Source organism: Streptomyces sp. NPDC016845 (assembly GCF_044332585.1).
GTDB lineage: Bacteria > Actinomycetota > Actinomycetes > Streptomycetales > Streptomycetaceae > Streptomyces.
In genome coordinates this window covers 145,812-165,180 of sequence record NZ_JBIRPI010000018.1, presented here as the reverse complement: position 1 = coordinate 165,180, position 19,369 = coordinate 145,812, and the positions used below count along the sequence as shown (strand labels likewise).

Sequence of the window (19,369 nt, the reverse complement as noted above, 5' to 3'; positions counted from 1 at the left end):
CCCCGCACTGTACCGCTGCGACCGCCCCTCACCGGGCGTCGTTGGCGACCGCGGTGGTGACGCAGTAGCCGACCGGGCCCGCCACGTCGTACAGGGTGCAGTGGCCGACGGCGATACCGTCCTCGGCCGTGTGGGCGGTCGCCTCCAGGCCGATCTCGTCGCTGAGCGGGAGGCGGCTGAGGGTCAGGGTGTAGTCGGCGTTGATGTAGCGCAGCCCCTCGTCGCTCGCGTGGGCCATCGGGCTGGCCGCGTCGGCGGCGAGCGTGACACGTACGAGCGGGGAGACGGACTCCCCGGCCACGAGCGGCCGCGCCTCGCGCAGCCAGGCCCGGCGCCGCTGGTCGCCGCGCCACTCGCGGACCGGCTGCAGGTCCTCGTCGAACCGCCAGAACGTGCGCGCGGTGTGGGTGGCGGGCAGCGCGTCGGGCGGCGGGGCGTCCCACGGCGCGGTAGCGGGGACGTGCCCCGGCGGCGGCGCGCTCGTGCGCAGCAGGACCGCGCCGACCCGGGCCAGCGGCTCACCGTCCCCCTGCCCGTCGACGCCGAGCACGACGGCGTCGGCGACCCGTATGCGCCGCCCGTCCCGCACCCGTACGGTCCGTACGCGGACGGGGGCCAGGGGTGCGCTGCGGAACAGGTCGACGGTGAGCCGGGCGAAGTGCATCCCCTCGGCCCCGTGCTCCCGCTCGAGCACCCGCGCGGCAAGCCCTGCCAGCAACCGCCCGTGCACGGTCCCGGGCGCCCACCACCCCCGCGCCTGCTCCCCGGGCACGAACACGCCCCCGTCGAGGGTGAAGTAGGCGGCGTCATCCTCGGTCTGGGCCACGCGGGGTCCCTTTCTGTCGTGCTCCGGTGCTCTGGGCTCTGGTGCTCCGGTCGTTCACAGGCACAGCGAGAGGACCGCGGCCGCGATCAGCAGGACGAGGCCGGCCAGGATGAAGCTCACCCCGTGCTGGAGCCGCCGGAACTTCGCCTTCAGCAGACGGGCCAGAGCCGCGATCCTCTTCGCCCGCACATCCAACCGCATGTGTTCGACGAGCGCGGCGGGTTCCAGTGTGGCCCACCGCGTCCAGTCCTCCAGATCACCTTTGTCGACCTGCGCGGGGCGCACGGTGATCAGCAGCAGCACGGTCGCGACGACCAGACAGGCGGCCCCTGAAGCGCCTACGGCCAGGACCGCGGCGGGCTGGTCCGCGTAACCGCCGCGTGTGGCCAGGAAGGCCAGACCGAGGCTGGTCAGCGCCAGCACGGTGTTGGCTTTGGCGTCCGCCCGGTTCAGCTCGCTCATGAGCGTGGCCAGCGCCTCGTCCAGGTTCTTCGACGTGCGGTCGGTACTGTTCCCCGGTCCCTGTGTCATTCCCTGTGTCATGTGGTCTCCCGTCCCGGACGACAAGACGCGGGGAGGCGACCGCCGGGTTCCTGAGAACATCGCAACGTGTGCGGGGGTTGGCGGGGCGGTTCTACGAGCGGGACGATGTGGTGCGGACGCTGGTGGTGGCGTTGCTCGCCGGGCAGCACGCCTTGGTGCTCGGGCCGCCCGGGAGCTCACGAGCCGCGTCGAGGGGGCGTCGTACTGGGAGATCCTGCTGTCCAGGTTCACCGCGCCGACGCGGATGTTCGGGCCGGTCGACGTCGCCGCGCCGGCGCGGGGCGAGTACCGGCAGATCTACGACGGCCGCGCCACGACCGCGCACATCGCGTTCATCGACGAGATATTCAAGTGCTCCACGGCGGCGCTGAACGAGACCCTCGGCTATCTCAACGAGCGGATCTACCACCCCGAGAGCGGCGGCGAGCCGATCCGCGGTCGTCCGCTCCGCCGTCGGCCGCCCGTCGGCGTCCGCCCGGACCACCATCGACCTGGCCGCGCTGCGGTTCCGATGATCACCGACGACGACTGCGGCGTCACCGAGGAGTGGATGCGCGGCTGGAAGGAGTCCAAGCACCGGCTCGGCTTCCGGGTGTTCGGCGTCGCCGTGGGCGCCCCGCGCGTCGCCGCGACCGACTCGGTCCTGGACGCCCTGTGCGACAACCTGCGCTCCGTCGAGGATCTCACGGACGTCCACGCGACGGCCGACCTCTTCCGCGTGATCTGAGCCGAGGCCCGCGCGGGGCCCGCGGTCAGGTGCTGGCCTGGTCGCTGTCCCGGTGGGCGCCCCAGCCGTGCCAGCGGTCGATCTCGATGACGGCGGTGACGCGGCGGCGGACCTGGTCGGGGTAGGCGTTGCCGGTGTAGTGGGTGGAGATGCGGTCGATGTCGGCCAGGCCCTCGTCGTCGCGGGTCTCGACGACCCGGCCGATGAGTGTGACGTGGGTGTACCAGTCGTCACCGTCGAGGACGGTGAGGGTGACGCGCGGGTCCCGCTGGATGTGCTTCAGGCGGACCCGGCCCTCGTCAAGGCTGATGACGACGCGACCGTCCTCCCACAGGTACCAGGTGGGGGTGGAGACGGGTGTGCCGTCGGAGCGCAGGGTGGCCATGACGGCGGGGTTGGGGCGGCGCAGCATCTCCACGGCCTCGGGCGGCAGGGGCGGCTTCGACATACGTGTTCCTCACTTCGGGTTTCCCCCGACACTACAGACGACACCGCGGACCCCCCGGCGCCCACGACAGCGCCCGGGGGCGGAGGCGCGGCGCCAGGGGGTTCGGAGCCTGCTGTGCTGGTCAGTCCGAGACGAGGTCACCGAACTGGATAACGGCCGGGGTGCTGTTGCTGATGCTCTGGCCGTTGTCGTTGAACCCGTCGCCGGGGCCGTCGCCGAATCCGTCGGCGGCGGCGAGGCCCGAGCCGCCGAGGACGGCGATGGCGGCCAGAACCGTGGCGGTGACAGCTGTACGCAAGCGCATGTGGCAGTCCTTTGCTTCGAGGGTGGAGAAGATCCATCGAAGCTTTAACCGGTCCGTCCACGGCTCACACGGGCACGGGCCGATGCCACTCGTCCGTGTGCTCCCGTCGGCCGATACGCGCAGCGCGCACGTGCGGAGGAACGGAGAGCGGAGGAACGGGCGGGGCATTCGGCGGCGGCCGAACGGCTCAACGCCCCTCGCCGCCTTGGCCGCCCTCGCCGCCTTGACCGCCCTCGCCGCGTAGCCGCAGCAGATACGTGGCCGTCACCGCGACGGCACGGTCCTCGTCGCGCGACAGCTCCACGAGCGCGTGCGAGGTCGTCGGGCCCGGGATTCCGGCGAGCGCCTGCGTGAGGCGTCCGCGCGCGGGTGCGTCCGTACCGGGATCCGCGAGGCGGCCGACGAGCCCGGCCGCGATCCGGTCCGCCGTCGCGGCATCGCCCGCCAGCACGCTCAACACGTCGGCCGCGTCGGTGTCGTTCCGCCCCTCCACGATCATGTCGACGAGCGTGGGGACCGCCCCGGTCGCACCGCGGGCGCCGAGCGCGAGCGCCGCGTGCCCGCGGACCACACCGTCCGGGTGGCCGAGCGCCCGCCGCAGCTCCTCGGCCGCCACGTCGCCCGGCAGCTTGGCGAGGGACTGGGCGGCCCGTTCCCGCACGGCGGCCACCGGCGAACCGAGGCCCTCCGCGAGGAGGGCGGGTCCCTCGTCGCCCGCGCGCGCCAGCGCCCACCGCAGGGCGCCGGCCACGACCGGGTCCGCCTCGCCGAGCGCCGCCTCGACCAGCGCTTCCACCGGTACCGGCACCTCGTCGCCCGAGGAGAGCGCGGCCCGCTGGCGCGTGTCCGCGCTCTTCGACCCCAGCGCCTGGAGCAGCGGGACGACCTGGAGGACGTCCTCCCAGCCCGCGGGGTCCGCCGCCTCGATGCGTCGCAGCCGCGCCAGCAACTCCGTCTCGGCGGCGATGCGTGCACGGGCCTGCCGGACGAGGTCGCCGACGAGCGCCGAGGGGGTGAAGCCGGGGTCGTCGAGGGCGCGTCCGATCTCGCGCAGCGACAGGCCGAGCGAGCGCAGGCTCTCGATGTGGAAGATCCGCCGGACGTCGTCCCCGGAGTACTCCCGGTAGCCGGAGCCGGTCCGCCCCGACGGTCCCACCAGGCCGAGCGACTCGTAGTGCCGCAGCATGCGGGCGCTCACCCCGGACCGTCGCGCCACCTCACCGATCAACACGCCCCTATCGTCCCTCCTGCGCCGCGGTCGGCCCGCCGAGGGCGACGACGCGCTTCGCCTCCTCGATCGCGAAGCCGAATCCGATGTCCGGGTCGCGCAGCAGCCGTTGAGTGGCGAGCGCGTGCGCGTGCACGCGCTCGTCCGTGCCCGTTGTCGCGGCGCGCAGCGCGGGCTCGGCGGCGTCGCCGAGCGCGACGAGCGCCCGGCTGAGACTCAGCTGCGTCTCCTGCTCCCCGCGCCCGAGCTGCGTCGCGAGCACCGTGGCCAGCGCGGCCTCCTCCCCCTCCGGTACGAGCACGACCGCGGTCCGCCAGGCGCTGCGGGCCACCTCGGCCTCGGGGTCGGTCAGCAGCGCCTTCGTGATCACGGGCCAGGCCCGCCGGTCGCCGATCTTGGAGAGGGTGTGCAGCGCCTGGCTGCGCGCCTGCGCACGCTCCGAGCGGACCTCGCGGACCAGTTCGGGGAGGGTCGAGGAGACCGGGTGGCGGGTGAGCGCCCAGGTCAGCATGTCGCGGACGAAGAACTCCGGCTCGACGGCGCTCCGCTCGACGAGCGGGGCGACGAAGCGCGGGTGCGGCTCCGTGCCGACCGCCATGGCGGCCCGCAGCCGCACCGAGGAACGGTCGTCCTCCAGCCCCCGCAACAGCTGCGACTGCCCCTCACCCGATCCCGGCTCCTGCCCCTGCCCCTGCTCTCGCCCTTGCTCCTGCTCCCGCTCCCGCTCCCGCTCCTGCGGCCGGCTCTGCCCTTGACCTGTGATCGTCATCGAGACCACCTCCTCGGCCGCAGTGAAGACCTTGTCACTGTGTCAAGGTCAAACGGCTGCCGATGCGGGCTGCGTCGGACTCAGACGACGATGACGCGTCGCCCGCGCGTGTGACCGGCCTTGCTGTCCACGTGTGCCGCCGCGGCCTCGCCGAGTGTGTACGCCCTCTCGACCGGGATGTGCAGTCGCCCGCGTGCGATGAGGGCCGCGGCCTCGGCGAGCGCGTCCGGCACGCTCCCGGCCACGCCGGAGAAGCGGACGCCGAACTCGGGCGCGCCGAGATCCGCGATGGTGACGACCTTGCGCGGGTCTCCGGTGAGTTCGACAAGTTCGGCGATGACGCCCGAGCCGGACAGGTCCAGGGCGGCGTCGACGGCGCCGAGTCGGCGCACGCGGTCGGCCCAGCCGTCGCCGTAGGTCGTGGCGAGGGCGCCGAGGCCGCGGAGGTAGTCCTGGTTCGCGGCGCCGGCGGTGCCGATCACCTTGATGGAGCGGTCGCGGGCGATCTGCAGCACCGCCGAGCCGACGCCCCCGGCCGCGCCGCTGACCAGCAGCGTCTCCCCCGGCTCCACGCCGACCTCGCGGATGATCCGCAACGCCGTCTCCACCACGGACGGATACCCGGCCGCCTCCTCGAACGTCAGGCCCTCGGGCATCCGGGCCCAGGCGCCGAGGACGGCGAACTCGGCATACGTGTCCGCCCCTTCGCCGAACACGTGGTCACCGATCTCGACACCCTCGACACCTTCACCCACCTCGTCCACCACCCCGGCGGCGTCGATGCCCACCCCCGCGGGCAGCTCGGTCGGATGCGCTCCCAGGACCTGCCCTTCGCGGATCCTCCAGTCGACGGGGTTCACACCTGCCGCCCTTACGGCGATACGTATCTGGCCGGGTCCCGGGCGGGGCTCCTCGGCGTCGATGAGGCGAAGGACGTCCGGACCGCCGAACTCGGCGAAGCTCACTTTCTTCATGCCGCCGACCGTAGCACTAACCGTTAGGGTTTTGGAGTCGTTACGTTTTTGTAGTCGGTGGCGCTGATAGCGTGGGCGCATGACCGTGCCGACCGGACGTCGCGAGCGCAAGAAGGCCGCGACCCGCCAGAAGATCGCCGACGCGGCCCTGCGGCTCTTTCTCGAACGCGGATACGACGCTGTGGGCATCCGTGACGTGGCCGCCGAGGCCGACGTGGCCGTGACCACGCTCTTCTCCCACTTCGCCTCGAAAGAGGCGCTGGTCTTCGAGCGGGACGACGACTTCAAGGAACGCCTCACGCGCGCGGTCACCGACCGGGGGCCGCGGGAACCGTTCCTGCCCGCACTGCGCCGCGAGATCCACGCGATGGTCCGCCACTGCTCGGCGGAGGGCGCCGCCCCGATCTGGCGCATGATCGACGCGTCGCCCGCCCTGCGCACGTACGAGGAGTCCATGCGGCTGCGCCACGCGGACGCGCTGGCGACGGCCATCGCCGCCGGACTCTCCCTGCCGGAGCCGACGACGGCCTGCCGGACGATCGCGCGGTTCGTGCTCGACGCGTATGCGCTGGGCCGCGGGGCGGACGAGCCGGAAGCGGCGGTGGACGAGGTCTTCCGCATGATCGAGGCGGCCTGGGAGGTCGCCCGGCCGCGGTGACGCGCGCTCAGCCGTCGCCGAGCTCGAGCAGCGTGTCGTAGGCCTGCTGGATGAGGTGGTTGCCGCTGCCGGGGGCGCAGTTGGCCAGCGCGACCACGGCGGCGCGTCGTCGCGTGTCGAAGCCCGCGAAGGCGGTGCAGCCCCGGGTGCCGCCCGAATGGTGGTGGACGCGGGAGCCGTCGCCGCGCGGGCGGATGTTCCAGACCAGCGCGATCTGCTGGGCGCCGCGCCGGAGGGCGATCCGGGGCCGGGTCGTGTCGTGCAGGGCTGTACGCAGGGAGTGCGGCAGGACCGTCGCCCGTACCGTCGCCCGTGCGAAACGGTCGGGATCGAGCAGCGCTTCGGTGAAGGTCAGCAGGTCGCGCGCGCTGGAGCGGACGGCTCCGGCCGCCGGCATACCGGGGATGCGGAACGGCGGCCTCGGACGCCCGTGCCAGTAGCCGGTGACGTCGTCACCGTCGTCCGGCGGCGCGGCCACGCAGTCGGTGTCGTGCAGGCCCAGCGGGCCCAGGACGCGCGTGGCCAGGAGGGACGCGTAGTCCTGTGCACCTGACTCACCTGACCCATCTGTCCCAACTGCCAAACCTGCCGCCCCGGACAGGGCGTGGCCCAGGAGGCCGACGCCGAAGTTCGAGTAGTGCGTACGGGTGCCGGGGCGGGACCGCAGCCGCGTGCGGGAGAGGGCGTCCAGGATGTCGGCAGCGGTGCACCCGTCGTAGGGGTTGGTGAGGAGGTGCGGAAGCGCCGTACGCAGCAGGCCCGGGGGCAGGCGGGGCAGGCCGGAGGTGTGGGTGGCGAGGTGGAGCAGGCGGATCCCGGACCCGCCGGGCGGAGGGCGGGTGCCGGGCGGCAGGTGGCCGAGGAGGGGGTCGTGGAGGTGGAGTTCGCCGCGCGCGGCCTGTTCGGCCAGGAGCAGGGCGGTGAACGTCTTGGTGACGGAGCCGATCTCGAACCGGGTCGACGCGTCCGCCTGCCGGCCGTCGTGGTGCGCCGTGGTTCCCTGGGCGATGGCGGTGCGGCGACCGTCGTGATGCAGCCCCACCGCGACCGCGCTGGCCGCCGGGGCCGCGGACAGGAGCGCGGGGAGGTACCGCGCGGCGCCGGGCCACAGCGCCGTGTCCGGGGTGCGGGGTGTCGGCTGCTGGCTGTTCATCGGTCGGGGGGGCTCCCTCACGCGGGCCCGGGGTTCTCCAGGGCGCGGGCCAGGGCCAGGTTGCCTGCGATGACGGCGACGATGGTGGGGTGCTGGTGGTCCTCGAAGCGTTGGGCCGGGTCGTCGCCGACGGGCTGGTTGTCGCGTGGCACCATGCCGTCCTCGTGCTGGACCTCGGCGAGGCGCCGCCAGTCCTCGGGGTCCACCTGGGGGTCGGTCCGGCACATCTCGACGATCATCAGCTCGGCCATGAGGTCCCAGTGCCCGGCCTCCGCCCAGACGTCGGTCCACGCCGGGAGCCAGTCGCGCAGATAGCCGGAGAGGTCGGCGGGCAGCCCGGTGGGCAGCCGTCCCCAGTCCGTGAGGTGGTAGACGGTGTGCGTGACGGCGTAGGCGGTCAGCCAGTCGATGTGCCAGGGCTCAGGTGTGCTGCCGAGCCAGGTGGCGCGGGTGAGCGCGTCCCAGCGGGGTGTGCCGGAGCCGTGGTCCAGGCCGGTGACGCGGACGGCGTTGGCGACACCGAGCCGCCGGTTCGGCACATGTTCCGCGGCGTGTGTGGAGGCGAGTGTGACGGTGTGAGCGAGGAGTTCGTCCAGTTCCGCGTGGCGGAAGCCGCCGCGGGTGAAGTGGGCGTACGTCTCCAGCGGGTCGGTCTTCAACGGGTTGCGCAGCAGCCGCTCGTACAGGAGCGATCCGTTGACCGTCTGCTCCCAGCAGTGCGTCAGCAGTTCGCGCGCGAGGGCGAGTTCGGTCGTTCCCGCGGCGCCGCTGCGCAGGACGAGGGAGGCCGCGAGGGCGGTCTCGCCGAGCGCCTTGTAGGCGCCGCGGTCGGCGCTCAGATCGGCGTCCGGGATGTCGGACAGGGTGCCGTACTCGCGGTTGGCGTGCAACCAGCGCAGCGCCCGCGAGCCGACGTCGTGGGCGAGTTCGGTGGACGGGTGGCTCATGCGGGCCCCAGGCCGAGCAGTCGTCGGGCGATGGCGATTTCCAGAGCGAGGCGTCCGCCCCCGCCGAGCAGGGCGATGTGCTCGGTCAGCGGCGCCGGGTCGAGCGGCAGGGGGAGGCGTTCGGCGTGCGCCCAGGCCAGCCAGCGGGTGATACGCGCCGCCGTGGGGAAGTCGCGGCGCAGGACGGCGCGGGTGGCACCGCGCGCCAGCCCCGTCAGCCCGGACCGCGCGGCTTCGTGCACCGGCCCGTCCAGGCCGGGCAGGGCGAGGGAGGACAGCTGGCTCATCCGTACCGACCAGGGCACCCAGCCTTCGTATGCCGGTCCGCCCGCGGTGGCGGTCGGCGGGCGCCGTCGCTCGGGGCCGGGGTCGCACTGCGGGGGCACTTGCGGAACGGGCGCGGCCGGGGTGGCCGTCGCGGGGTCGAGACGGGCCAGAACGGTGACGACGGACCAGTCGATCCACGCCATCGTCCACGGCTGTCCGTCCCCGTCGGGCGGTGCGGCAGGGGCGGGCCGCGCCGGGGGCAGGGCGTCGAGAGCCAGCGCGACGGCCGCGCCCTCCTCCGGCGGCGGGGCGCTGCCGGTCAGGGCGTGCGGAGCCAGGACGTCGGCGCCCAGCATGCGCACCGCGGCCACGGCCACGCTCTGCTCGTGCGGCGGGAGTGACACGGCGGACTCGAGGTGGGCCGCGGCAGGCGTCGTGTGCCCGACGTCCTCCAGGGCGTCGAGCACACGACGAGCCAATCGCTCAGCCGACCCGTTGTGGGCGATGCGTGAGCGTTCGCTGATCACCGGCCTTTCGGCTCCTTCGGCTCCTTGGGGGAGAGCAGGAGGCCGAGCAGGAGAGCCCCCGTGCCACCGTCCTCCGGTCCGGGAACGGGAGCGTCACTCACCGGCGCTTCCGATGGAACCATCAACCCTTCGACGACTTCTTTGTCGAGCACGAGGCTCGTGGACTGAAGAGTGAGCATCATCGCTGCTCCTCTGCGTCGACATCAGCACTGTGGCAGTGCCCCAACCACCTCACCAAAACACCCGAAATGTCCATGCGGCAACCTGAATTGCCGTGGCGATACGGGGTGGTCGGCGCCGCCGAACGGCGGAGCCCGGGATCGGCACCGGTCGGCCGGAGCGACGGCATTAGGCCAAACGAGTGAACGGACTCCGGCCACCCGGACAGACTTTGATCGGCGGGGTCACGTTTCACGCCAGATCCGGACCGGTCGCGCAGGTCGGTATGTCACGACCTGAACGATCTTTAGTGGCAATTTGCCCTCTAACGACACTTTCGGTGAACGACCACAAATCGCGGACATCATCGGCCGCCGCGTGGGCACTCTCACCACGCGCCCACGGCGCCCCCCGAGCTCGGCCGCACCATCTCCCCCCACTCCTGCCCCGCACCACCCGCACCGGCCCCCCGTGGGGTCGGCACCCGCCAGGAGTTCACCCGGTGACCACGCACACCGCCACCGCTCTCGCCCGAAATCTCGGCCGCCTGCTGTGCGCGCATCTCGCGCTCGCCATGGCCGGCGCGGCGACCGTCGCTTGGCTCGACGCCGACCGGTACCGCACCGCCCTCTACGTCCTCTGGGCCGCGCTCCCGGCGTCCGCCGCCCTGTGGGCCCTGGCCCGGGTCAACGAGAAGCGGCACCTGCGACGCGACCGCGACGCCGACACGGCCCGCCCTGCGGACTGGACCTCGGTGGCGTAGCCCGGAGCGGACCGGTCCCGTTCCGGCCCGTCTCAGGACGGGTCGGTCATGCGCAGGCGCAGCAGGGCGTCCTGGCGGTCCGTCGCGAGCGGGAGGACCGTGTCCGTGCCGGTGAGTTCGAGCAGCCGCACGAGAGAGGGGTGCAGCGGTCCGCACAGGGTCAGCGGGCGCCCCTTCACACCGTGGCCGGTGTAGGTGACCAGGAGCTGGTTGAGGAAGACGCTGTCGGCGAAGGTCACGCGCGAGAGGTCGATCAGGGTCGCGTCCGTCGCGGCGTCGGAGAGTGCCTGCGCGAAACCGTCGACGACCTCGGTCAGGTCATGCAGGTCCATCTCTCCGCTGACGGTGACAACTGCCACACGTTCTTGCTGGTCAAAGCGTACTTTCCCGCTGCCGGACGTCATGTGGAGCACCCTCGCACACACTCGGCCCCGCGAACAAAAGCGGGTGGGCCCGGCCGTCCCGGGCCGGGCCCACCCCTCGGCGCGCACTCACCACCGCCCGTGGCGTCGCGCCGGTCCACGGAACGTCCGGGCGTTCAGCCGCGGGTCACCACCGGTACCAGCGGCCCTTGCGGCCGCCGCTCGCCGCCGGCCGGACCACGAAGCCGAGCAGCCACACCACGAGCACGATGATCGCGATCCACCACAGCGCCTTCAGGGCGAAGCCCGCGCCGAAGAGGATCAGAGCCAGAAGAAGAACCAGAAGCAGGGGAACCATTGTTATTACCTCCTGGCCATCGTTTGCTCTTAGCCCTCCCCTACAAACACACAAAACCAGCGTTTCTTTCACGAGTTGCAGGGCACGCGACGGCGTTTCGATCTGCTCCTGGACGACGTGAGGACGACATCGGAACGACGTGGGGACGTGGGGACGACGACATGCGGATGACATGGCTCGCGGCACACATGTTTATCGGCCCGTTTACCGGCCAGGCGGATGTCCAGCACATGATGTCGATGCCAAGGGAGCGTGAGCGGACATGACCGCCAACGAGAAGGCCAAGGCGAAGACCGAGCAGGCCACGGGCGCCGCGAAGGCCGCCGCGGGGCGGGCCGTGGGCAACGAGCGCCTCACCGCCGAAGGCCGCGCCCAGCAGATGAAGGGCGACGCCCGCCAGGCCAAGGAGAAGACCAAGGACATCGGCAAGCGCTGACGGCCCGAGGGCCTGACGGCACGACCCCGACCGGGTGAGGGGGCGGCTTCCACGCAAGGAAGCCGCCCCCTCACACGTGTGCGGGTGTGACCGGCGGGGCGTCGGGGGCGTTTGTGTGTGCGGGCCCGGGGCACTCGGCCGCTGCGCAGGCTCGTGTCACGCCCCCCGTCCGCGGGTCTGCCCGTGGCCCGGGCGGGCGCTCCCTGTTCGGTGGTCGGGGGACCGCCCGCCCCGCCACATCCGACGCGCCGGATCAGGCGGCTCGCAGTACCCGGAAACGGCCCGGCTCCGCCGGATCGCGGTCCACGATCTGGATCGGCGCCCCGTTCCATTGCCACACATCGCCGCCCTGCGTACGGGCGAACGCGATCCGCCCCCGGGTGCCCTCGACCGACACACGCGGCCAGGCCTCGGCGATCCGCGCCCGCTCCGTACCGTGCGAGCGCATCACCTCGGCCAGGACCGTGGCCGCGTCGTAGCCCTCGAAGGTGACGAAGGACGGCAGGTCCGTGCGGTGGCGGCGGAGTGTCGCGGCGACGCGTGTGCCCAGGGGGCTGAGGTGCTCGGGCAGATAGCGCAGGAACGGGATCGCGGCGCCGTCCTCGCCCAGCGCGGTCGCCCACCCGGCGAACTCCGGCTGCCCGGCGGGGGCTCCGATCATGAGGCCGGCCAGGCGCGGGTCGCGGCGGACGGACCGGACGATCGACCGCCGGTCCGGGGTGGCCGACGAGCAGGAGCAGGGCGGTCGCGCCGTGGGCGACGAGCGCGTCGCCGACCGCCGCCGGAGCGAGCGTGCGCATGTCGAGGTCGATGACGGTGGCGCCGTGCGGCGCGAGCCGGTCGCGCAGGATGGCGGTCCCCGCGGCCCAGTAGACGCTCGGCTGCGCCGCGACGGCGATACGGGTGTGGCCCGCGCCGCGCAGGAAGTCGGCGTAGAGCCGCCAGCCGCGGGACTGCGGCGGGCACAGCCGCGCGACCCACGGCGTCGGCCGGCCGGTGAGCGTGTCGAGCACCGCCGACGAGCACAGGAACGGCAGTCCGAGCTCGTCGGCCCTGGTGGCAGCGGAGCGGGCGACGACGCTGTGGTACTCCCCCGCGACGGCGGCCACGCCCGAGGCGGCCAGTTCGTCGATCGCCGCCACGGCCTTCCCGGGGTCGGCGGCGGTGTCCCTGACGACCAGTTCGAGCGGGCGGCCGTCGATTCCGCCGCCGTCGTTGACCTCGCGCACGCCCAGTTCGAGACCTGCCAGCAAGTGCGCGCCCGCCTCGGTCCAGCCGGGGTGGCTGAGCGGTGCCAGGGCCCCGATCCGTATGGCTGCCATGGCCGGGAGCCTCCCCGATCTTCGCGCCGGGCGCCACCGGGTTTCAGAACGTGAGCGCAGTGCACGCGTCAGGGCGTCAGCGGAAGTTCCGCCACCGTCCGCCAGCCGTCGGGCGTGAGCGCGACGACGTGCAGGGCGGGGATCTCGATGGTGAGGGGCAGCCGGGCACCGGCCCGGCGGGCGATCTCCGCGGCGGTGTCCGGCTCCGTGTCCAGGGCCACGGTGACGTGCACGGGCGGGTCGGCGCCGAACCGGCCCCCGTACGGGAGCTGCGCCGGGAACGCGGTCCGCACGGCCCTCGCCGCACCTCGTAGCCCGGGCACCGGGACGCCGACGAAGCCGCCGGTCCGCTCGACCGTGGTCAGGCGGGCCGGGACCGGGCCGGGCGGGAGCACGGCCCGCAGCCGGTCGAGCTCCGGTGCGCCGACGCGGTCGGCGGGCAGCCACGGGTAGAGCAGCGCGGCGTGGGCGGGGATCCCCGGCCGTACCGCTCGCGGATCCACCTCCGCGGCCAGCTCCAGGAGTGGCCGGGCGTCCGGCACCAGGGCCAGGACCGCCGTCGTCCCCTGGTCCGCCATGCGCCCCTCCTTCTCGTTCCCGCTCGTTCGGCAGCATGCCATGCCCGATCGTCTCCGGTTGCCGGTGCGGACCGGGTGAGCGAGTTTGTTAAGCACCGAGGGGGTGCGGAACAGGTGCCGCCCGCTCGCTCCCAGCCGTTCGTTCTCCAGGAGGAACCATGAGCAACCCCGAGCAGGACCCGAACCCGAACGAGGGCCCCGCGGACGGCGGCGCGGCCGGTACGCCCGGCGTCCACGACGGCGGCGCCGACGGCGGAGCCGAGGGCCCCGCGGACGGCGGCGCGTCGGGCACCCCCGGCGTCCACGACGGCGGCGCCGACGGCGGAGCGGAAGGCCCCGCGGACGGCGGCGCGGCCGGTACGCCCGGCGTCCACGACGGCGGAGCCGACGGTGGAGCCGAGGGCCCCGCGGACGGCGGCGCGTCGGGCACCCCGGGCGTCCACGACGGTGGCGCCGACGGCAGCGCCGACAAGTAGGGCGGCTCCATTTGAGCACGCCCCCCATCGCACTCCGGGATGCCGGCGCCACCACGGGCGCCGGCATCCTCGAAACGCGTCTGACCGGTCTGGACCGGGAGGAGTTCGCCCGCGACGTGTGGGGACGCGTGCCCCTGCTCCACCGCGCCGCAGGCGACTTCTCCGACCTGTTCTCCGCGTCCGCCGTCGACGAGCTGATCTCACGGCGCGGACTGCGTACGCCGTTCCTGCGCGTCGCCAAGGACGGCGCCACGCTGCCCGAGGCGTCGTTCACCTCTCCGGGCGGTGCCGGCGCGACGGTCGGGGACCAGCTCGACGACACGGCGCTGTGGCGCCACTTCGCCGACGGGGCGACCCTCGTCCTCCAGGCGCTGCACCGCACCTGGCAGCCGGTCGCGGACCTCAGCTCCCGGCTCGGCACCGAACTGGGCCATCCGGTGCAGGCCAACGCCTATGTCACGCCCCCGCAGAACCGCGGCTTCGACGCGCACTACGACGTCCATGACGTGTTCGTCGTCCAGATCGCCGGGTCCAAGCGGTGGACGATCCACGAGCCGGTCCACCCGGACCCGCTGCGCGACCAGCCCTGGACCGAGCACCGTACGGCGGTGGCCGAGGCCGCGGGGGGCGAGCCGTTCCTCGACACCGTCCTCGAACCGGGCGACGTCCTCTACCTGCCGCGGGGCTGGCTGCACGCCGCCCAGGCGCGGGGCGCCGTCTCGGTCCATCTGACGCTCGGGGTACACACCTGGACGCGGCACGCGCTGGCCGAACACCTCGCCGAGGCCGCGCTCGCGCTCCTGCGCGACGACCCGCACATGCGCGCCTCCCTGCCGCTCGGCACCGCAGGGCCGGACGATGAGCTGGAGTTCGTGCGCGAACGCCTCGCCGCCGCGCTCGCGCGGGCCGATCCCGCGCCGTTGTTCCACCGGGCCCGGCGCGGTCGGGCGCGGCCCGCGCCGCTGGGGCCGCTGGCCCAGCTCGCGGCCGTCGACGCCCTCGCGCCCGACTCGCCGGTGCGGCTCCGCGCGGCGCTCGACGCCCGCCTCGACGGTGAACGCCTGTCCACCCGCGTCGGCTGGCTCGACCTCACGGAGGCCGACCTGCCGTCCGTCGCCCGCCTCCTCGACGGCGGCGTCCACACCGCCGGCCGGCTGGGGCTCGCCCTCGTCGAAAGACTCCTGCGCGCGGGCGTCCTGATGCCCGCGGAGCGGTGACGGGGCCGCGGTGACCGCTGCCGCGCGCTTCTTCTGTGCCGACGCCGCCCTGGAGCGCGGCGACACGCTCGCGGGCACCGCCCCGTACGGCTCGGTGTGGGTCCTCATCGAGTACCGGGGCGGCTGGCCGCACAACGGCTTCGACGGGCTCGGCCTGGCACCGGAGATCAAGATGCTCGTGTTCGGCGCGGCGCGGAAGGTGCGCGCCCGCATTCTCCTGATCAGGCGGCACGGCCGTCTCCTGCCCGGCGGCGGTCCCCGGCGCTGGGCCGTGCTGCGCCACGGCACCGACGGCGCCGACCGCCAGGTGTGGGGCGCGTGGAGCCGCGACCAGGACCTCGCCGCAATCGTCGACGCCCTCGACGCACCCGGGGAGCCGGGGCACCCTCCGGTCGTCCTCGTCTGCGCGCACGGACTGCACGACGTCTGCTGCGCCGTGCGCGGGCGCCCGGTCGGACGCGCGCTCAGCGAGCGGTGGCCGCATCTGGTCTGGGAGTGCACTCATGTGGGCGGGGACCGGTTCGCCGCCAACGTCGTGGTCGTGCCGGACGGCGTCTACTACGGCGGCCTCACCGCCGGCTCGGCCGTCACCACGGTCGAGGAGCATCTGGCGGACCGGGTCCACGCCACCCACCTGCGCGGCTACACGGATCTCTTCCCGCCCCAGCAGGCGGCGGTGGCGGCTGTCCTCGGACGGGCCGGTCCGGCGGGCCGGCACGCGTACGCCGTCGTATCGACGGTCCGCGACCACGACTTCTGGCGGATCCGCCTGGCCGGCCGGCCGCCTGTCGCGGCGGTCTACGACGTCGAGGTGCGCTCGCGCCGCACACCGCCCCACCGGCTCACCTGCCAGGGGAAGTCGCCGAGTTCGGCGATGACGTACGAGGTCACGTCCTTGCGTGGGGTCTGACTCCCAGGTTGTCCCACTCCGCGGTGCCGGAGGGAGGTGTCCCGGTGTCTCAGGTCGCGCTGTCGGGGCGCGCGGTGTGGTCCGGGTGTCCCTTCGTGCGGCGGGCCTCCTTCATCTCCGACTCGTACAGGTGCGTACGCCCCTGGGCGAGGTCGTCGCGCACCTGGCGCTCGGTGTCCTTGTACGGCGTGTAGAAGCAGGTGTCGTACTCCTCGACGACCTGGAAGGTCCACCGGCCCTCAAGGACGTTGCGCCCGACCAGCTCGCGGTCGATCCGCTCGGCCCACTTCTCGTGTCCCGCGGAGCGCAAGAGGCCGACGGCGCGCCCCAGTTCGAGGTCGGCGGTGCCGGTCAGCTGGTGGAAGGCATAGAGGTGGCCGCGGGCCTGCTCCACCGTCTCCAGGGCCTTGGACACCGACCCGAGGGCCTCCACGGTCGCGTCACTGACACCTTCGGGCCGCTGGTGTGCGAGGGCGGGCTCATCGTGTTTCTGGGTCATGGGCGTCTGCTGCCCCTTGATCGCCTCGCCCTATCGCGGCTCGGGGCAGTTCGCACCGAAGGTGTGAGACGTTGCTCCGCCGGGTGCGGGGCGGCTAGGGTCGGCCCCGTGACTGCCGGGTCGGCCTTGGGCCACGCACGAGTGAGGGTCCCGGCCCCGGCGTGAGCGCGGGGCGGGCGAGAGGCCCGCCGTCGTCTCCGTGTCCTTCTCCGGTGCCCGCCCGCGGCACCGCGCCCTGACACATCCAGAGACCCGGAGCCACACACGTATGTCACACACCCCGCAGTACCCGCACGCGCCCGAGCGGGCGGCGCTCACCGTCGAGTTGAACCACACCGCCGTCTACGCGAGCGACCGGCACCTGTCGGCGGAGTTCATCGCCGCCGTCCTCGGGCTCGAGGTCGGTACCCCGTTCGGCCCGTTCCTGCCCGTCGACCTCGGCAACGGCGTGACGCTCGACTACTACGAGAAGCGGGACGAGCCGATCCAGTCGCAGCACTACGCGTTCCTCGTGGCCGAGGCGCGCTTCGACCCCATGATCGACCGCCTGGAGACGCTCGGGGCCACCTACTACGCCGACCCCGGGCACACCGAACCCGGCAGGGTCAACACCTTGTTCGGCGGTCGCGGCGCGTACTTCGAGGACCCGGACGGGCACAACATGGAGATCATGACCCGGCCGTACATCCGTCCATGACCTCCGCGACCTCCGCGACCTCCGCCGCGCCCCGGTACCGGACCGGTCCCTCGTCTCGGGGAGTGCACGGAAACCGGCGGCACGCCCATGATCTCGCCCAGCCGACCGGTCCCCGGCTCGTGCAGCGCTGTCGGCATGACGGTGATCCCGCACCATCGCACCCCCGGTCCGCACCCGATCTCGCGGTCGGCCGGCGGCCTCCGCGGTCTCTCGTGGTGGACAGCGGCACGGCTCCACCTCGTCCGCGGGCTACGGTGGCCCTTTCACCACACACGTAGCACCAGAGCACTACCCGATGAGGCCGGTCCCCGGCTGAGAGGTGTCTGACAGTGACGACCGTCGCTTACCAGGGCGAATTCGGCTCCAACTCGGCGGCCGCCACCCAAGCGCTGTTCCCCGGCAGCGCCGAGCTGCCCTGCTCGAACTTCGAGCAGGCGCTTGACGCCGTGACGCTCGGCGCCGCCGACCTGGCGGTCATCCCGGTGGACAACTCCGCGGCGGGCCGCGTCGCCGACGTGCACCACCTCCTGCCGGAGTCGGGCCTGTTCGTCATCGGCGAGTACTTCCTCGCGATCCACTTCGACCTGGTGGGCGCCCCCGGGACCGCTCTCGACCAGGTGGAGTGCGTGCGCAGCCACGTGCACGCGCTCGGCCAGTGCCGCAAGATCCTGCGCGAGGGCGGCTGGCGCACCCTCGTCAGCGACGACACGGCCGGGGCCGCCCGCGAGGTGGCCGAGCTGGGCGACCCGCGCCACGCGGCGCTCGCCCCACCCGCCGCGGCCGCGCACTACGGGCTCGACGTGCTGCGCGCCGGGGTAGAGGACGACCCGGACAACACGACGCGGTTCGTGGTCCTCTCCCGGGACGCCGCCTTCGCGCCGCTCGACGCGGGGCCGACGATGACGAGCCTCTTCTTCGCCGTGCGGAACATCCCCAGCGCCCTGTACAAGGCGCTGGGCGGCTTCGCCAGCAACGCGGTGAACCTCACGAAGATCGAGAGCTATCAGATGGGCGCCGGGCTCAACCCGAGCTGCTTCTACGTCGAGGTCGAGGGCCACCCGGACGAGCCGCGCGTCGCCCTCGCCCTGCAAGAGCTGCGCTTCTTCTCGTCCGAGGTGCGCGTCCTCGGCGTCTACCCGGCGCACCCGCACCGTCAGCGCGAGCGCCCGAGCTAGGTGCTCTCCGGCGCCGGGCCGGTGCTGCCGCGCGGGATGAGTTCGACCGGCAGCACCACATGGCGCTCCAGATTGCCGTCCGGGTCCTGGATGACCGTGTGCGCCAACTCGGCCGCGGCACGGCCGAGTCGGCGTACGGGCTGCGCCATCGTGGACAGGTCCCAGGCGCCGGCCATCGCGTGGTCGTCGAAGCCCAGGACCGAGATCCGGGCGGGCACCGGGACGTTGGCCCCGCGCAACACCGTGAGCAGGCGGAAGGCTATGTCGTCCGTCTCGGCGAAGATCGCCGTGGGCGGTCGCGGAAGGCTCAGCAGCCGCCCCACCGCGGCGTCGAGGACCGGCCCCTGCCAGTCGGCGACCTGCCGCACGAGCTCCTCGTCGTGCTCGACGCCCGCCTCCGCCAGCGCGGTGCGGTAGCCGTCGAGGCGCGCCCTGCTGCTCCAGGCGAAGCCGGAGGCGTCGGCGGGCTCCAGGTAGGCGATGCGCCGGTGGCCGAGGTGGAGCAGGTGCCGGGTGCCGCGCAGGGCGGCCTCGGCGTCGTCCACGTACACACTGGCCCGGTGCTCCTCGTGCTGGCTGACGAAGACCAGCGGCAGGCCGAGGTCGTCGAGGCGCCCCCGCTCCGCCGGGGAGAGCGCGAAGCTGACGACGAGCAGCGCGTCGGCGTTGCGGCGCGCGGGCAGGCGGTCGAAGAAGTGGGTGCGCTCCTCGGGCGTGGTGACGCTGTAGACCAGCATGTCCATGCCCGCCTCGGCGAGGGCGGGGGCCATGCCGGCCAGCGCGGCGCCGAGGAACCAGGACTCCAGGTTCGGTACGAGGACGGCGACCCGGCCGGTGCGCCCCGTGACCAGGCTGGAGGCGCTGCGCGAGATCGAGAACGACAGCTCGCGCGCCGCCTGTTCGACCCGTGCGCGGGTCGCGGGCGACACCGTCGACAGGCCGCGCATCGTGCGCGAGACGGTCGAGGGGGACACTCCGGCCCGCTCAGCGACATCCGCGAGCGTGGCGCCATTCTCACCGGCCATGCCCGGGACGCTAACACAGGG

24 protein-coding genes and 3 pseudogenes are annotated in these 19,369 nt (G+C 73.3%); 10 read left to right on the top strand and 17 right to left on the bottom strand.

Annotation, left to right across the window (positions count from 1 at the left end; genetic code table 11):
* Positions 1-28: 28 nt before the first annotated feature.
* Both ACH4RC_RS31710 and ACH4RC_RS31705 read right to left on the bottom strand, forming a co-directional pair.
* Positions 29-826, bottom strand: coding sequence for an acyl-CoA thioesterase domain-containing protein (locus ACH4RC_RS31710; protein ID WP_398207008.1), 798 nt, complete (start codon positions 824-826; stop codon positions 29-31).
* Between the two features lie 54 nt (positions 827-880).
* Complete coding sequence (locus tag ACH4RC_RS31705) at positions 881-1,369, bottom strand: Pycsar system effector family protein (RefSeq protein ID WP_398207006.1); 489 nt, start codon at positions 1,367-1,369, stop codon at positions 881-883.
* A gap of 77 nt (positions 1,370-1,446) precedes the next feature.
* On the opposite strand from ACH4RC_RS31705, the pseudogene ACH4RC_RS31700 reads away from it, so the two are divergent.
* Positions 1,447-1,875: pseudogene (locus tag ACH4RC_RS31700) on the top strand (AAA family ATPase); the annotation flags it as partial.
* 5 nt (positions 1,876-1,880) lie between these two features.
* A pseudogene (locus tag ACH4RC_RS31695) lies at positions 1,881-2,096 on the top strand (hypothetical protein); the annotation flags it as partial.
* 25 nt (positions 2,097-2,121) lie between these two features.
* Here the strand turns inward: ACH4RC_RS31695 and ACH4RC_RS31690 are convergent.
* The 5 genes from ACH4RC_RS31690 to ACH4RC_RS31670 form a co-directional block, all read right to left on the bottom strand.
* Positions 2,122-2,544 carry a PPOX class F420-dependent oxidoreductase gene (locus ACH4RC_RS31690; protein ID WP_398207004.1) on the bottom strand — a complete coding sequence of 141 codons (423 nt, stop codon included), beginning with the start codon at positions 2,542-2,544 and terminating at the stop codon, positions 2,122-2,124.
* Positions 2,545-2,665: 121 nt separating this feature from the next.
* Positions 2,666-2,848: a hypothetical protein gene (locus tag ACH4RC_RS31685; RefSeq protein WP_398207002.1), complete on the bottom strand. Its 183-nt coding sequence runs from the start codon at positions 2,846-2,848 to the stop codon at positions 2,666-2,668.
* A gap of 187 nt (positions 2,849-3,035) precedes the next feature.
* Positions 3,036-4,079 carry a MerR family transcriptional regulator gene (locus tag ACH4RC_RS31680; protein WP_398207001.1) on the bottom strand — a complete coding sequence of 348 codons (1,044 nt, stop codon included), beginning with the start codon at positions 4,077-4,079 and terminating at the stop codon, positions 3,036-3,038.
* 4 nt (positions 4,080-4,083) lie between these two features.
* A complete protein-coding gene (locus ACH4RC_RS31675; RefSeq protein WP_398206999.1) occupies positions 4,084-4,845 on the bottom strand; it encodes a HEAT repeat domain-containing protein in 762 nt (253 codons plus the stop codon).
* A gap of 80 nt (positions 4,846-4,925) precedes the next feature.
* The gene (locus tag ACH4RC_RS31670) at positions 4,926-5,819 is read right to left on the bottom strand and encodes an NADP-dependent oxidoreductase (RefSeq protein WP_398206998.1); all 894 of its coding nucleotides are present in this window, start codon (positions 5,817-5,819) and stop codon (positions 4,926-4,928) included.
* Positions 5,820-5,898: 79 nt separating this feature from the next.
* Between ACH4RC_RS31670 and ACH4RC_RS31665 the strand changes: the two genes are divergently transcribed.
* On the top strand, positions 5,899-6,477 hold the full coding sequence (locus ACH4RC_RS31665) for a TetR/AcrR family transcriptional regulator (protein ID WP_398206996.1): 579 nt from the start codon (positions 5,899-5,901) through the stop codon (positions 6,475-6,477).
* Between the two features lie 7 nt (positions 6,478-6,484).
* On the opposite strand, the gene ACH4RC_RS31660 is transcribed toward ACH4RC_RS31665, so the two are convergent.
* The 4 genes from ACH4RC_RS31660 to ACH4RC_RS31645 are packed head-to-tail and all read right to left on the bottom strand — an operon-like array spanning position 6,485 to position 9,553.
* Positions 6,485-7,630, bottom strand: a complete 1,146-nt coding sequence (locus tag ACH4RC_RS31660) for a serine hydrolase domain-containing protein (protein WP_398206994.1) — start codon at positions 7,628-7,630, stop codon at positions 6,485-6,487.
* A gap of 17 nt (positions 7,631-7,647) precedes the next feature.
* A complete protein-coding gene (locus ACH4RC_RS31655) occupies positions 7,648-8,577 on the bottom strand; it encodes a DUF6895 family protein (protein ID WP_398206993.1) in 930 nt (309 codons plus the stop codon).
* The gene (locus ACH4RC_RS31650; protein ID WP_398206991.1) at positions 8,574-9,371 is read right to left on the bottom strand and encodes a hypothetical protein; all 798 of its coding nucleotides are present in this window, start codon (positions 9,369-9,371) and stop codon (positions 8,574-8,576) included. The genes ACH4RC_RS31655 and ACH4RC_RS31650 overlap by 4 nt, the downstream gene beginning before the upstream one ends.
* Positions 9,368-9,553: a hypothetical protein gene (locus ACH4RC_RS31645; RefSeq protein ID WP_398206990.1), complete on the bottom strand. Its 186-nt coding sequence runs from the start codon at positions 9,551-9,553 to the stop codon at positions 9,368-9,370. The genes ACH4RC_RS31650 and ACH4RC_RS31645 overlap by 4 nt, the downstream gene beginning before the upstream one ends.
* A 479-nt stretch (positions 9,554-10,032) precedes the next feature.
* On the opposite strand from ACH4RC_RS31645, the gene ACH4RC_RS31640 reads away from it, so the two are divergent.
* The gene (locus ACH4RC_RS31640) at positions 10,033-10,293 is read left to right on the top strand and encodes a hypothetical protein (RefSeq protein WP_398206988.1); all 261 of its coding nucleotides are present in this window, start codon (positions 10,033-10,035) and stop codon (positions 10,291-10,293) included.
* A 32-nt stretch (positions 10,294-10,325) separates the two neighbouring features.
* On the opposite strand, the gene ACH4RC_RS31635 is transcribed toward ACH4RC_RS31640, so the two are convergent.
* On the bottom strand, positions 10,326-10,697 hold the full coding sequence (locus ACH4RC_RS31635; protein WP_398206986.1) for an STAS domain-containing protein: 372 nt from the start codon (positions 10,695-10,697) through the stop codon (positions 10,326-10,328).
* A gap of 145 nt (positions 10,698-10,842) precedes the next feature.
* Complete coding sequence (locus ACH4RC_RS31630; RefSeq protein ID WP_398205674.1) at positions 10,843-11,013, bottom strand: hydrophobic protein; 171 nt, start codon at positions 11,011-11,013, stop codon at positions 10,843-10,845.
* A gap of 262 nt (positions 11,014-11,275) precedes the next feature.
* Between ACH4RC_RS31630 and ACH4RC_RS31625 the strand changes: the two genes are divergently transcribed.
* Complete coding sequence (locus tag ACH4RC_RS31625; protein WP_398206985.1) at positions 11,276-11,449, top strand: CsbD family protein; 174 nt, start codon at positions 11,276-11,278, stop codon at positions 11,447-11,449.
* Positions 11,450-11,702: 253 nt separating this feature from the next.
* Here the strand turns inward: ACH4RC_RS31625 and ACH4RC_RS31620 are convergent.
* Positions 11,703-12,771: pseudogene (locus ACH4RC_RS31620) on the bottom strand (ABC transporter substrate-binding protein).
* A gap of 68 nt (positions 12,772-12,839) precedes the next feature.
* Complete coding sequence (locus tag ACH4RC_RS31615; protein WP_398206984.1) at positions 12,840-13,349, bottom strand: 2'-5' RNA ligase family protein; 510 nt, start codon at positions 13,347-13,349, stop codon at positions 12,840-12,842.
* Positions 13,350-13,507: 158 nt separating this feature from the next.
* Here ACH4RC_RS31615 and ACH4RC_RS31610 point away from each other — a divergent pair, with 158 nt between their 5' ends.
* From ACH4RC_RS31610 to ACH4RC_RS31600, 3 genes are read left to right on the top strand one after another with little or no spacing between them, the layout of a single operon-like run.
* Entirely contained in the window at positions 13,508-13,825 is a 318-nt protein-coding gene (locus tag ACH4RC_RS31610) for a hypothetical protein (protein ID WP_398206982.1), read from the top strand.
* An 11-nt stretch (positions 13,826-13,836) separates the two neighbouring features.
* The gene (locus ACH4RC_RS31605) at positions 13,837-15,042 is read left to right on the top strand and encodes a cupin domain-containing protein (protein WP_398206980.1); all 1,206 of its coding nucleotides are present in this window, start codon (positions 13,837-13,839) and stop codon (positions 15,040-15,042) included.
* A 10-nt stretch (positions 15,043-15,052) separates the two neighbouring features.
* Positions 15,053-15,952 carry a sucrase ferredoxin gene (locus ACH4RC_RS31600; protein WP_398206978.1) on the top strand — a complete coding sequence of 300 codons (900 nt, stop codon included), beginning with the start codon at positions 15,053-15,055 and terminating at the stop codon, positions 15,950-15,952.
* A 49-nt stretch (positions 15,953-16,001) separates the two neighbouring features.
* Here the strand turns inward: ACH4RC_RS31600 and ACH4RC_RS31595 are convergent, their stop codons facing one another.
* Positions 16,002-16,451: a hypothetical protein gene (locus ACH4RC_RS31595; protein WP_398206977.1), complete on the bottom strand. Its 450-nt coding sequence runs from the start codon at positions 16,449-16,451 to the stop codon at positions 16,002-16,004.
* 268 nt (positions 16,452-16,719) lie between these two features.
* On the opposite strand from ACH4RC_RS31595, the gene ACH4RC_RS31590 reads away from it, so the two are divergent.
* The gene (locus tag ACH4RC_RS31590; protein WP_398206975.1) at positions 16,720-17,148 is read left to right on the top strand and encodes a VOC family protein; all 429 of its coding nucleotides are present in this window, start codon (positions 16,720-16,722) and stop codon (positions 17,146-17,148) included.
* Between the two features lie 329 nt (positions 17,149-17,477).
* Positions 17,478-18,323, top strand: a complete 846-nt coding sequence (locus tag ACH4RC_RS31585) for a prephenate dehydratase (protein WP_398206973.1) — start codon at positions 17,478-17,480, stop codon at positions 18,321-18,323.
* On the opposite strand, the gene ACH4RC_RS31580 is transcribed toward ACH4RC_RS31585, so the two are convergent.
* The gene (locus ACH4RC_RS31580; protein WP_398206971.1) at positions 18,320-19,348 is read right to left on the bottom strand and encodes a LacI family DNA-binding transcriptional regulator; all 1,029 of its coding nucleotides are present in this window, start codon (positions 19,346-19,348) and stop codon (positions 18,320-18,322) included. The two genes, ACH4RC_RS31585 and ACH4RC_RS31580, sit on opposite strands and share 4 nt — an antisense overlap.
* Between the last annotated feature and the right edge of the window lie 21 nt (positions 19,349-19,369).